Source organism: Nostoc sp. CMAA1605 (assembly GCF_021596505.1).
In the GTDB taxonomy this organism is placed as follows: Bacteria; Cyanobacteriota; Cyanobacteriia; order Cyanobacteriales; family Nostocaceae; genus Trichormus.
This window is the reverse complement of record NZ_PJIZ01000157.1, coordinates 1-12,673: the sequence shown is the minus strand read 5'-3', so window position 1 is coordinate 12,673 and position 12,673 is coordinate 1. Positions and strand designations below refer to the sequence as shown.

Sequence of the window (12,673 nt, the reverse complement as noted above, 5' to 3'; positions counted from 1 at the left end):
CTTCTGTGGGTGTGGGTTTATTTGCTTCACCTCTTAATCTTCTAGCCAGGGAATTCGTTTCAGCCTCATCAGATGAGGTAGTTCCAGAGGAACTAATTCTAGCTTGAGACTGTTGGACAGTTGTTGGTGAATATAGTCGCGGAATGGTACTAGGAATGGGATTTGGCAAAGTAGCCAAGGGTGGCGGCACGGGAGCAGGTGGAGTAGAGGCGAGTCTAGGCGGTAAATCCCGCTTGAGAGGAATTCCCAATTCATTTGAGTTCCTGGCTATTGGAGGATTAGACTGAATTGTCAGTTGGTCTGGGATGTTAAGTGAGGGATTACTAGACCCTGATGGAATTTGAATTGGGGATGAGCTTGTAGTCTGTTTTTCAGTAACGGCATTTGGTGCTAAAGCAGTATTGGTATTTGTGTTAGAGAGATTCGCACCAGAGGATGGCAGGCTGTTAATAGGCAGACTGTTAGCTTCAGGTAATGGAGGCGTAGAAGCCAGAGGTAGGGATGATGAAGTGTTAGGGGTAAGTGTAGTTTGAGGTGCGGGGAAATTAGGTGCAGGTGGGGTTTGTAGGGCAATTTGTGTATCTGGGGAATCTGCTGTTTTAGCTGTTTGTGTTGGCTTTGTCCGCAGATTGCTAGCATATTGCCAAGTCAAAGGCGTTAAACCAATAGCGATGACAAACATCGCCGCTACAGTTACCCAGGTGGGGAAGCGTACTACGGAACTACCTTGGTTGAGTATAGGTAGTGCCAAGACATCGGCGGTATATTCATCTAAAGCATTGGCTAAATCGAACAGTTGTAAAAGACTCAGAGGAATAACAGCACCAGAGGTTTGATTAGCCAGAGAACCGAGATATAAATTGTGAGTTAAATAATTGGTAGATTCTAAGTAGATTTTTGACCCTGGAATTGGGGATGTAGAATTATTTGATGTTTTGGCTAATAAAGGTTCTGATGGAAAATCTGTTAATTCTGTGTTATCTGGTACTTGAGTAGAATCTTGAAGACCAGAAAAACTGAAGCAAAAGGTTTCCGGTGACTGCTGAAGAAGTTCTTGTACGTACGTAGTGACAGCATCACATAATGCTTCTAGTTGGTCGCGATCGCCTCTGATTGGCACGCGCCGTTCTTCTGGCAAGGCCGGATCATCAAAGCGTAACTCAAAGGTTAACTGCTTAAGTACAGGTTTCCCCATCCAACGAGATAAAGGAGAACTTTGCGCTAATACTTCTAGAGTGCAAGTAGGAGGTGTGTAGCGACGAATGACAGAATTTGATAGAGGCATGGCAGGACAAACGAGATGTTTTCAAATTTTTGCGGAACGGTCTATGAGTGCTAACCAGAGACGGCGATGTCCACCAGGTGCGCTGTAAAACAGCAAATCGATTAGCAGTTTGAGTGCCAAGTTGGTAAGTAGATCCGTTGAGATTTGCTCATCCTCTTCCATGCGTTCTTGATAAACGTTACAGAAAGCATCAATGTAATCCCCCAGTAAAGCAACCTGATGAGGTTCTCGATTTTTTGCCGCCATTTGTTCTAGTAGTCCAACACCACGGCGAATCAATTCCTGGTGCTGTTTGGCAAGATGACAAATAATCAGAACTAGCGATCGCGCTTCTTCCACATCTAGTTTTTTTCGCCCTCCTTGACCTTTGCGTATGGGATTCGACTGTCGCAGTCGCCATAAAGCTACGCGATCTGGCACTCTCGACTCCAAATTCAAATCAAGTGCGGCTGAGAGCATTGCCTCAGAACCAATACCAGTTAAAGTTTCTAGTGCCATCAGCACCAAATCTAACTGGGTTTTAATGTTTTCCCATTGCACAACATTGGGATTGGGAAGTTTAGTTAACTCCTCCCACTGAGAATTGGGAGTGGCTGAATCAGCGGCCGAGTGCATAACTTTTAGCATAGGTGATCAGGCTGATAGGGGCTGTTGCTGTTACCCATTTTGAAACCAGACTGTTACGAACGACAGTTGGTTTCTGATCAAGGTAGGGGCATAAACAGGGGGCATGGGGCAGGGGGCATGGGGAGGGAAATAATGTCTTTTACCCTATACACCCCCCTATACTCCTACACCCTTACACCCCCATACCCCTATAAACAGCAATTGTCACTGTCTTACTCTACAAGATGAATTTTTATTTTCAACAGTGTAGAAGGTAGATTTTGTTTGTAGGATTTACCTGTTTAGTCCGTGATTTCAGTACAAAAGTATAAATAAAGATAAATGAAGATATTGAATTAATTTCATCCTAAATTGTTCAAGACCAGCATCATCAATCCATCAATAATCTAGAGATAAAAAATTATCATCTAATACTTGTGATGTTTATTGCTGAAAAATTTATTTAATGGGGACTGGGGACTGGGGCATGGGGAATTGGGCATGGGGAATTGGGCAAACAGGGCATCGGATATTAAAATCAAATCTCCCTAGTCTACCTTGTCTACCTTGTCTCCCAGTCCCTATTCCCTAATCCCCAGTCCCCAGTCCCTAATCCCCAGTCCCCAACCCCCTGCCTCAACCAACATAAGCAACCGTTACCCCACTCCCGCCATCGGCCTGTTCTGCTGCTTCAAAGCGGCTGACTCTGGGATGCTGTTGTAAAAAAGTATGGACACCTTGACGCAATTTACCAGTACCGTGGCCGTGAATAATCCAAATTTGACCTTGGGCTTCGGAAATTGCCTTATCTACAATGATTTCTGCATCTGCCACCCGTTTACCGCGTATATCGACGGTATTTTGGGAAGTGCGAATGGCTGGGGCGGCTTGGGGTGGTGGTGTAACTGTGGTGGGACTGGGTTTTGGTTTGGCAATGGGTTCAGGTTTTTGACCGTCAAGCGATTCGATATCTTGTAGCTTGACAGTCATTTTCATGATGCCAAAGCGGACGCTGAACTCCCCATCATCGGTAGGTGCAGTTAACACTTCGGCTGTTTGCCCGAATTGAGACAAGCGGACGCGATCGCCTACTTTGGGCATAAAGCCAATTTTTGGTTTGGGCGGTGGTGCTGGTTGATACTTTTGGGCAATTTGATTGATAGCATTAGTTGCTTGTTGGGCATCTTGGGCGGTGGCTGTACCCTGTTGCAAGCGGCGAATGACCTTAGCAATCTCACCTTTAGCTTGAGTAATTGCCTGTTGTACAGCGACTTCTTGAGAAGCCCGTAAAGACTGTTCTCTTTCTTGCAAGGCGGCGGCTTTGGCTGAGACTTCTTTATACAAACGTTCGGCTTGCTGTAAGAGTTTTTGTGCTTCTGCGGCTTTGGTTTCTTGGCTACGGCGTTGGGCTTCTAACCCGGCAATCACCTGATTCACCTCATCCGTAGCCTCTCCCACTTGCGTTTTTGCCTGTTCTACCACCTCTGGTTTCAAACCCAAACGCAAAGCGATCGCCAAAGCGTTGGAACGTCCAGGAATCCCCCACAATAGGCGATAGGTAGGCGATAAAGTCGTCTCATTAAACTCTACAGAAGCATTTTCAAATCGTGCATCGTCATACTTGAGGGCTTTCAATTCCCCGAAGTGAGTTGTCGCAATTGTTAACTGGGCATGATCAGCCAAATATTGTAAAAGTGCGATCGCCAAAGCACTTCCCTCGGCCGGATCTGTCCCCGCACCGACTTCGTCAAGTAAGACGAGGGAATTTTGACTGTTGACTATTGACTGCTGACTATTGACTGTTCCATCTGCTTCCCCAGTCTCCAGTGCCAACGCATTTAAAATGCGGCTAATCCGACGAATATGGCCTGAGAAGGTAGATAAGCTTTGCTGTAGGGATTGTTCATCACCTATATCTGCCAATACTTGGTCAAACCAAGGGATTTCTACTGGTTCACGGGCTGGAACAAATAAACCCACTTTGGCCATTAATGCTGCCAATCCTAGTGTCTTTAAAGTGACTGTTTTACCTCCGGTGTTCGGCCCTGTAATTGTCACTACTTTGATATGTGGGCTGATTAGTAAATCAACGGGAATTACGGCATGACCTTGTTCATGTTGTTGTTGCCAAACTAATAGGGGATGGCGTAATTGTCTTAAGGTAATAATTTCCTGTTGTTCTCTGTCTACAAATCTGGGGGGGTTAGCTTGTAACCATAAACTGTATCTAGCTCTGGCAGTTGCCAAATCTAATGTTGTGACAATTGCCAATAATCTTTCCAAATCGGGCTTCACGGCTGCTACTTGCTCCGTCAATGCCCGCCGAATTGCTTCTTCTTCTGCTTGTTCTCTTCTGAGTGTTTGCCGCAATTGGTTGCCCATCGGCACAATTGAGTTCGGTTCAATGTACAGAGTTGCACCACTAGTTGAAGTGTCATGAACAATACCAGGAATAGCATCTTTTTGGGGTGCTTTCACGGGGATAACAAAGCGATCGCCCCGTTGGGTAATAATTTGTTCTTGGACTGCCCCTGATTTTACCTGAAGGATATTTTGGAGTTTTTGGGTGATTTGACTCCGTAACCTCCGCAATTCCGTGCGTATTTCTCCGATTTTGACGCTAGCGCGGTCAGTTACTTGTCCTCGCTCATCAATACAACGGTGAATTTCTTGCTCTAATTCAGGATAAGTCCGTAACTCAGCGACTATTTCTTTTAATATGAGTAAATCTTCTTGGTTATCAATAACACGCCGTAAATTTCTCGCCCCAGCCAAAGTAGTAGCGATCGCTAACAATTCATCCCCAGCCAAAATCCCTTGGAGTTCAGCCCGTTCTAGGGAATCCCCAATATCTTGAACTCCCTCAAAAGATAATCCTGTAGTGACGCGACTTTCTAGCTGATAGACTTCTTGAGTTTGTGCTAATAAATCCTCACTTGCTGCTTGAGACGCAGGAATTTGAAGACGCAAAGACGCGATCGCCCCTAACTTAGTAGCGGCAAATGTGGAGAGGTGCTGGCATAAACGATGCCATTCCAGTAGTTCTAAAGTTTCAGATTGGATCAAGGCTGCAACATCAAATCTGACAAATATTGTAACAATTCTAGTTGACTTCAGGGATCGGGGACTGGGGATTGGGTGCTGGGGACTGGGGATTGGGGATTGGGGATTGTAGAAAGCAGGGGAGTTAGGGGAAGGGAAAATTGTAGTTTCTTTGCTAGTACCTAACTTTTCAGTGTGTGGATTCGGGATTGGATTAAATATAAAATCCGTTTTGGCAAGTTCTGTTTGTAGGAAACCTCTGTACCCTGCGGGAAGCAAGCTAGAGACTTTCCACAAAATCCCTAATCCCCAATCCCTAATCCCCAATCCCTAAGTCCTAATCAAAAAAAAACGCTGCAATTTATCTCACAATTTGATACCCTAGCTAGAACAGATTTTAGAAAAGTTAACAGCGTGGAAATTCAACTTGGGCGGGGGAAGACAGCTCGTAGAGCCTACGGCATTGATGAAATTGCTTTAGTCCCTGGTAACAGAACACTAGATCCGAGTTTAGCCGATACTCGGTGGAAAATTGGTAATATCGAACGAGAAATTCCCATTATTGCCAGTGCAATGGATGGTGTGGTTGATGTGGGTATGGCTGTTAAGTTATCACAGCTTGGGGCATTGGGTGTTCTCAATTTAGAGGGTATCCAAACTCGCTATCTTGACCCAAACCCTATTTTGGATCGGATTGCATCAGTAGGCAAAGATGAATTTGTTTCCTTAATGCAAGAACTGTATGCCGAGCCAATTAAGCCAGAATTAATTGAAAAACGTATTCAGGAAATTAAAGCACAAGGCGGTATTGCTGCTGTCAGTGCAACTCCAGCAGGTGCGAGCAAGTACGGTGAAGTAGTGGCAAAAGCTGGAGCAGATTTATTTTTTATCCAAGCTACAGTGGTTTCCACGGCTCACTTATCACCAGAGTCCATCACACCCCTCGACTTAGCTGAATTTTGCCGTTCTATGCCGATTCCCGTGGTGTTGGGGAACTGTGTAACCTATGAAGTTACTTTAGATTTAATCAAGGCTGGAGCCGCAGCTGTGTTAGTGGGAATAGGCCCTGGTGCGGCTTGTACCTCCCGTGGGGTTTTGGGTGTGGGTGTACCCCAAGCAACTGCGATCGCTGATTGTGCTGCGGCTCGTGATGAATACTTTGCAGCCACAGGTAAATATGTCCCCATCATTGCTGATGGTGGTCTAATCACTGGAGGCGATATCTGTAAATGTATTGCCTGTGGTGCTGATGGTGTCATGATTGGTTCTCCCTTTGCTAGAGCCGCAGAAGCCCCAGGAAGAGGCTTTCACTGGGGTATGGCGACTCCCAGCCCTGTATTACCTCGTGGAACACGAATTCGCGTTGGTACAACTGGTTCTTTAGCCCAAATTCTCACCGGCCCCGCAGGTCTAGATGATGGTACTCATAATCTTTTGGGTGCTTTAAAAACTAGTATGGGAACTTTAGGGGCAAAAGATATCAAAGAAATGCAGCAAGTTGAAGTTGTAATTGCTCCTTCTTTGTTAACCGAAGGTAAGGTTTATCAAAAAGCCCAACAATTAGGCATGGGTAAGTAATAGGGAATAGGGAATGGGGAATGGGGAATAGGGAATAGGGAATAGGGAATAGGGAATAGAAAAAAGCTTGAGAAGTCTGGGTTTTTAATCAAGAAATCCATCATGATTGTAAAATCATAGAGAAATTCATCATTTCTGAAACCCCTACACCCCTACACCCCCACACCCCCACACCCCCACACCCCTACACCCCCACACATAATAAATACCTAATCCTTAATGGATAAATACTTGAAATCCTTCAGGAATTTTTTCCAGAGTCTCAAACATTCACTGGAAAAATCCCATCTGTCGCCTACAATAGAGATAGCGGAGACGCATGTTTCCGTTCACTCCTCACACCACACTCCGCCCGGACTACTGTTCGGGCGGTTCCTTTTGTCCGGAAATTTGTGAATAAATTCTGGACTTCTTTGTAAATGTACATCCATATATTTCTGGTCGATGTTTTTGCTATGGTAGAATTTTCACGAAAGTCAGAAATATAATTGGCAAAGGTTTTTAGGCATGTCAGCAGCCGCACAAGTTACAGATTCTACTTTTAAGGAAGAGGTACTCGATAGCGATGTACCTGTTTTAGTCGATTTTTGGGCCCCTTGGTGTGGCCCTTGCAGAATGGTAGCTCCTGTTGTCGATGAAATCGCAGCTCAGTACGAAGGTCAACTGAAAGTTGTAAAAGTCAACACGGATGAAAATCCTCAAGTTGCCAGCCAATACGGTATCCGCAGTATCCCCACCTTGATGATATTTAAAGGTGGACAAAAGGTTGATATGGTAGTCGGTGCAGTACCTAAAACTACACTATCTAATACCTTGGATAAGCATCTGGGCCAAACTCGGTAGTCTACCCTTGTTAGAAGAGCATTTGGAGTCAACTACCCACACTAACCTATCGGTAAAGTGTGGGCATCTAATTTGATGAATGGCGATCGCCTGAGTAGAGCAACCTCATCGCCAGAATTCAAGACTATCTTTACCGGTTAATACATTGATCACCAAAATTAGGTAAAATGTAATGCCATTGTGTTGGCAGTTCTCATGACTTCATCTGCGTCGTTTGACACATTCGAGTCTCTCCAAGCGGATATCGCTGGATTAATTGATCGCTTACCGAGTCTAAAACATCGGCAATTCATTCAGCAGGCTTTAGTACGATTATTCGCCTAGCTGATAGTGATATTGACCGCCTCGATTGGAAGATATTGTCTGCTGCTCTAGCTGATATGGAGCAAGGCTTTCAACTATTTTATGACTATCGACACGTCCGCAAGGTGACTATTTTTGGGTCAGCGCGACTAGCACCAGAAACTCCAGAGTACCAAATGGCACTGCAATTTGGACGCGCTGTCACCAAGTTAGGTTTTATGGTCATGACAGGCGGCGGTGGTGGAATTATGCAGGCTGGTCATGAAGGTGCAGGGCGAGAAAATTCTTTTGGTTTAAATATTCAGTTACCCTTTGAACAGCAAGCTAACCCCATCATTGAGGGCGATCCGAAACTCATTCACTTTAAATATTTCTTCACTCGTAAGTTATTTCTGCTCAAAGAAAGTGATGCTGTAGCCTTATTTCCTGGTGGCTTCGGTACTCAAGATGAAGCCTTCGAGTGTATGACATTGAGTCAGACTGGTAAATTTGGCCCTGTACCATTAGTTTTAATAGACCATCCTGGCGGTGATTATTGGCAATCTTGGAGTCAATACATCAATGAGCATTTAGTAAAGCAAGGTCTAGTCAGTCCTGAAGATCCGAGCCTTTACACTGTCACTGATAACTTGGAAGTTGCTTGTGACGCTATTACCCGTTTTTATCAGGTTTATCACTCTAGTCGCTATGTAGGCGATTTATTAGTCATTCGTTTAATGCAAGAACTATCGGATGCAGAGGTAGGTCAGTTAAATGAGCAATTTAGCGATATCCTTGTCAAAGGGAAAATAGAAAAGAGTCAGGCTTTACCCCAAGAAAGCCAAGACGAAACTATTGATTTACCACGCCTAGTTTTATACTTTAATCAACGGGATTTAGGACGTTTATACCAAATGATTGCCGCAATTAATCAGATGGGTATTCCTGCGGCCAAAGAGCAATTACATCCAGAAAAAAAATAAATTTGCGCCAAACAGATCAATGATGTAGAGACGTTGTATGCAACGTCTCTACATCAAGAAACGGTATCAGTTAGTCATGCGATCGCTACATGAAATATCTGCTATTCGAGATAATCTTTTGCTCAATTTCACTCCAGATGCTACCAAAAGTTGTCTTGCTTGTTCATTAGGGGGTCTACGGGTATAAGGGTTTCAGGGTATAGAGGTTGAAGATGTTGAACAGGAATTTAAAAAGAACCCAAGGATTAGGTTGGCTGCTCTTTCTTCCTCCTACACCCCCACACCCCCACACCCCTACACCCTCCCCAAAGGTGCTTGGTAATTGGCTCAACTGATGGTGTCATCAAAAAACTGTTGGGAAAACTACTCCCTTTGCGTAAAACCCCAAGCCACGGGAAGATAACCAGATAGAGATCAGAACTACTGGTGCGATCGGAGTGTGAGATGACGAATGATTTGCCCCTAAGAGATGACACTATCAACCAAGAATTACAACAGCTAGTAAATGAAGCCAAGCGATATCCGGCTGATAGTCAAAACCCCACAGATAGAGCAAAGCGGCGCATAGCTTTAAATAAGCTGCTCAATGCAATTCGGGGTTCTGGGAAATTGAGTAAGCAAGCTCAGTGGATAGAATCACCCAACTATGAAGATTATTATCATGAAGCATTACAAATTACATTTGTAGAAGTTTGTCAAAAAATTGAACAATATAACCCTGAATATCCTGTAATGGCATGGGTAAATATTATCTTTTCTCGGTGAATTTCCGATGTCGCCAAAAAAGACCAAAAAAGAGGCATAACTCAGTTTCCTAAGCATCAAAAAGTTGTTCCTATACTGGCATTAGACGAACTCAACAAAGATTTGCCTATGGAAAATGAAATATATTCTGAGCAACAGCAATTAAGAGAAATTATTGAGAATGATTCTGAAAATATTTTAAAAAATGACTACATTCAAGGCTATCCGCAAGCGAATTTAAAAGCAATTCTGCTTTTGGTATTAGAAGGGAAACGATGGCAAGAGATTTCTGAGGAATTGGGTGTGTCAATCTCGACGGCTTCTAGTTTTTACCAGCGCAGGATGCGTAAAATTATTACTTACTTAAAGAAATATATATAGAAATTGAATTAATTGAGAATAAAAATTAGGGAGAATTGTCTATGAATAGCATCACTGATCAACTAACTTTTAGTGTAACTCTATCTAATAAAGCTCATGCTATAGCGCAAGAATATAGCCAAGGCATTACTAACCCTGAGAAGCGACAACAGATTTATCTCAATACCTTAGCTGTGTATACAGTAGAACATTATCTTCAATGTATGGGATTTGAGACTGATTGGTTTTCTAGTGATAGCCAGAATTATCTGACAATTCAATTAATGAATGTAGCTGATTTAGCAGTAAAAAATATCGGTAAAATAGAATGCCGTCCAGTATTACCAAAAGCCGAAATCTGTGAAATTCCGCCCGAAGTTTCGGAGGATAGAATCGGTTATGTTGCTGTACAATTCAACGCAGAATTAACAGAGGCTACAATCTTAGGTTTTACACCCCAAGCTCAAGCCGAAACCACCCTGAATCAGTTGCAAACATTAGAAGATTTTCTACTTTATTTGAGCGAAATAGAACTAGCGAAATCTAACTCATAGCGATTCCCAACAAACCAGAACATTTGAAGTGTAATATTGACCTCTTCTTCTCTCTGCGCCTCTGTCTTGAAAAGTTCAGAGCGGAGGCAACCTCCGCTCCGACTTTTCGCTGCGCCTCTGCGTGAGATTTATCAACTCTCTTATCACAACAAAATAATATGAGAAAACCATTATCCTGATTAGAGCTTTTTTGCTCTGGTTCGTTCGCCAATCCGGTATGGACACATCAATGCGTCAACGATTAAATGGACTCCGGCTTCAATCAACAGCACTAAGCGCTCACTCAAATTCGTCAAGATTTTGACTCCATTCTTCGCTACATTACCCAAGTGACGGAAAATCAGGTTAGCTAATAGACTTCTACTTTGGTTGACTACAATACTGATTAAGTCGCTTTACTAGTACATCGGAATCCTTACCCGCAGTGCTAGCTGCTTTAGTCAGTACGGTGTCAATTTCTTTTCTGGCTTTCTCCAGTTTTTCTCTACCTGATGGTGATGCTTCGGCATTTTTAGCCGTTCCCAGTGCTTGTGAAGCTTTGGCGATCGCTTGGCTGAGATTTTGGAAAACTCTGATAAAACCAGTTTGAATCTCTTGTAACTGGGGATCTGATAACTTTAGTTCTTCTAAAGATTGGGTAATTGCTACTAAATCCTTGGATAGTTGCAAACTTGTGATCACCTGCTGTCCTTTCTTTTGATCAATGAGAGCATTTCCCTCATTCACTACTTGAATCAGTCGATGACACTGGGAAGTTTTATCTTCCGTACAACCCGCTACAGATAATGCAATACTTACACTAACAGCAACAGTAACAGTAAATTTACGCCACACAAATATTTAAACTCCACCGCCAATAAAATTAAGATAATTTTCGCAAATTATTCTCAGCTAGAAGCCGAAGATTAGATCCGTGACAAAATCATCTAATCATCTATAGATGATTACTGATGAGTACAATAAGTTACTAATGGTACATAATTTTTAACAATTTCTATTTAGCTTTACATATATTTACAAACGAAATTTCTATGGGAGCGCGATAAGGGTAAATACGTGGCTGTGATGTGGCTGATTTCCAGGAAAATAGGGATATTCCCTAAAATCTGGTTTTTCAAAGTGCCTATTACATTGTTTAAAGTTATGTAGCCTTTTACTTACGGCGTATAAGCGACTGCGGTAAACTATGCCTTGATTATGATTCTTTCACAGAAAAGAACACTGGAAAGGAGCCGTTTTTTCAATGTCTCATACCGTAAAAATCTACGATACCTGCATTGGCTGCACCCAATGTGTCCGCGCTTGCCCAACTGACGTACTAGAAATGGTTCCTTGGGATGGCTGTAAAGCTGCTCAAGTTGCCTCTTCCCCCCGTACAGAAGACTGTGTAGGCTGTAAGCGTTGCGAAACTGCTTGCCCCACCGACTTTTTGAGCATTCGGGTTTACCTGGGCGCAGAAACGACTCGCAGTATGGGTCTAGCTTACTAAAGAACTCATTGTCAGTTCTTTATGGCGTTTTCCATTCATTGTCTCGATAGCAAGCATCTTTAGCTTTAGTTCAGATGGGTGGCGATCGCCCATCTGACAAACTCAAACTAGAAATTTATTAAGTATACCTAGTAGGCACAAGGGGCAAGCAGCTCCTTTTTTTTGGGGTGTAGGGGTGTAAGGGTGTAAGGGTGTAAGGGTTTAGGGGTGTAGGGGTGTAGGGGTGTAAGGGTGTAAGGGTTTGGGGGTTAGTGAAAAGATTACTTTATCGTTAGTCTGATAGTCATTACTCACCACTTGGTAAAAAACCTACATTTTTGATCTTCCCCCTGCACCCTGCCCCCTGCCCCCCTGCCTCCTGCCCCCTGCCTCCCTTTCCGTACCCACGACTACTGACAACTCACCCCAGAAAATGATAAGCATGGAATGTGTTGACTTATGACTGCTTACTTGCTGATGTTAAAAGTTTCAAAAGTTAAAAAGGTGAGTTGTCATAAGTTCGGTATTGTATTGCTGGAAGACGGCAATGTGATGATGAAGCCATGAACAAAAAGATTGAAGTCCTGCCGGATCAGTCAGCGTTAATTGCGCGATCGCTAGATTTGATCCTGACGAAGTTAGATACTGCCATCAAACAGCAAGGACGATTTACAATCGCCTTATCTGGCGGCAGCACACCGAAGCCGTTGTATGAAGCGATCGCCCAACAAAAATTACCTTGGGACAAAATCCATGTGTTTTGGGGAGATGAACGCTATGTTCCCCCAGATCACCCCGATAGTAATGAATTAATGGCGCGTCGTGCCTGGCTAGATCGGGTTGATATTCCTGCCGCCAATATTCATGCTGTACCCACTTTGGATAATAATCCAGAGCTATCTGCCACTAAATACGAACAGCACCTACA

12 protein-coding genes and 2 pseudogenes are annotated in these 12,673 nt (G+C 43.5%); 10 read left to right on the top strand and 4 right to left on the bottom strand.

What is annotated here, in order from left to right:
* The coding region (locus CV014_RS28895) for a DUF4335 domain-containing protein (protein WP_236145159.1) at nucleotides 1-1,285 on the bottom strand (1,285 nt) is incomplete at its 3' end.
* A gap of 21 nt (nucleotides 1,286-1,306) precedes the next feature.
* Nucleotides 1,307-1,912, bottom strand: coding sequence for a DUF3038 domain-containing protein (locus CV014_RS28890; RefSeq protein ID WP_236145158.1), 606 nt, complete (start codon nucleotides 1,910-1,912; stop codon nucleotides 1,307-1,309).
* Between the two features lie 445 nt (nucleotides 1,913-2,357).
* Here CV014_RS28890 and CV014_RS30285 point away from each other — a divergent pair, with 445 nt between their 5' ends.
* A complete protein-coding gene (locus tag CV014_RS30285) occupies nucleotides 2,358-2,483 on the top strand; it encodes a hypothetical protein (protein ID WP_268964956.1) in 126 nt (41 codons plus the stop codon).
* Nucleotides 2,484-2,527: 44 nt separating this feature from the next.
* On the opposite strand, the gene CV014_RS28885 is transcribed toward CV014_RS30285, so the two are convergent.
* Entirely contained in the window at nucleotides 2,528-4,957 is a 2,430-nt protein-coding gene (locus CV014_RS28885; RefSeq protein WP_268964960.1) for an endonuclease MutS2, read from the bottom strand.
* A 390-nt stretch (nucleotides 4,958-5,347) separates the two neighbouring features.
* Between CV014_RS28885 and CV014_RS28880 the strand changes: the two genes are divergently transcribed.
* The 7 genes and pseudogenes from CV014_RS28880 (at nucleotide 5,348) to CV014_RS28850 (ending at nucleotide 10,277) form a co-directional block, all read left to right on the top strand.
* Nucleotides 5,348-6,511, top strand: coding sequence for a GuaB3 family IMP dehydrogenase-related protein (locus tag CV014_RS28880; protein WP_236145156.1), 1,164 nt, complete (start codon nucleotides 5,348-5,350; stop codon nucleotides 6,509-6,511).
* 483 nt (nucleotides 6,512-6,994) lie between these two features.
* Nucleotides 6,995-7,354: pseudogene (gene trxA / locus CV014_RS28875) on the top strand (thioredoxin); the annotation flags it as partial.
* A gap of 195 nt (nucleotides 7,355-7,549) precedes the next feature.
* A pseudogene (locus CV014_RS28870) lies at nucleotides 7,550-8,619 on the top strand (LOG family protein).
* A 37-nt stretch (nucleotides 8,620-8,656) separates the two neighbouring features.
* Nucleotides 8,657-8,806, top strand: coding sequence for a hypothetical protein (locus CV014_RS28865; RefSeq protein WP_236145154.1), 150 nt, complete (start codon nucleotides 8,657-8,659; stop codon nucleotides 8,804-8,806).
* 257 nt (nucleotides 8,807-9,063) lie between these two features.
* Nucleotides 9,064-9,384 (top strand): hypothetical protein, encoded by a 321-nt coding sequence (locus CV014_RS28860; protein WP_236145153.1) that lies wholly within the window; start codon nucleotides 9,064-9,066, stop codon nucleotides 9,382-9,384.
* A gap of 108 nt (nucleotides 9,385-9,492) precedes the next feature.
* Nucleotides 9,493-9,744 (top strand): sigma factor-like helix-turn-helix DNA-binding protein, encoded by a 252-nt coding sequence (locus CV014_RS28855; protein WP_236145152.1) that lies wholly within the window; start codon nucleotides 9,493-9,495, stop codon nucleotides 9,742-9,744.
* A 41-nt stretch (nucleotides 9,745-9,785) separates the two neighbouring features.
* Nucleotides 9,786-10,277 carry a DUF1822 family protein gene (locus CV014_RS28850; RefSeq protein ID WP_236145151.1) on the top strand — a complete coding sequence of 164 codons (492 nt, stop codon included), beginning with the start codon at nucleotides 9,786-9,788 and terminating at the stop codon, nucleotides 10,275-10,277.
* Between the two features lie 360 nt (nucleotides 10,278-10,637).
* Here CV014_RS28850 and CV014_RS28845 read toward each other — a convergent pair whose 3' ends face one another.
* Entirely contained in the window at nucleotides 10,638-11,117 is a 480-nt protein-coding gene (locus tag CV014_RS28845) for a hypothetical protein (protein WP_236145160.1), read from the bottom strand.
* Nucleotides 11,118-11,520: 403 nt separating this feature from the next.
* Between CV014_RS28845 and psaC the strand changes: the two genes are divergently transcribed.
* Together psaC and pgl are read left to right on the top strand one after the other, a co-directional pair.
* Nucleotides 11,521-11,766: a photosystem I iron-sulfur center protein PsaC gene (psaC, locus tag CV014_RS28840; protein ID WP_010997613.1), complete on the top strand. Its 246-nt coding sequence runs from the start codon at nucleotides 11,521-11,523 to the stop codon at nucleotides 11,764-11,766.
* Between the two features lie 542 nt (nucleotides 11,767-12,308).
* A partial coding sequence (pgl, locus tag CV014_RS28835; protein ID WP_236145150.1) for a 6-phosphogluconolactonase occupies nucleotides 12,309-12,673 on the top strand: 365 nt, incomplete at its 3' end.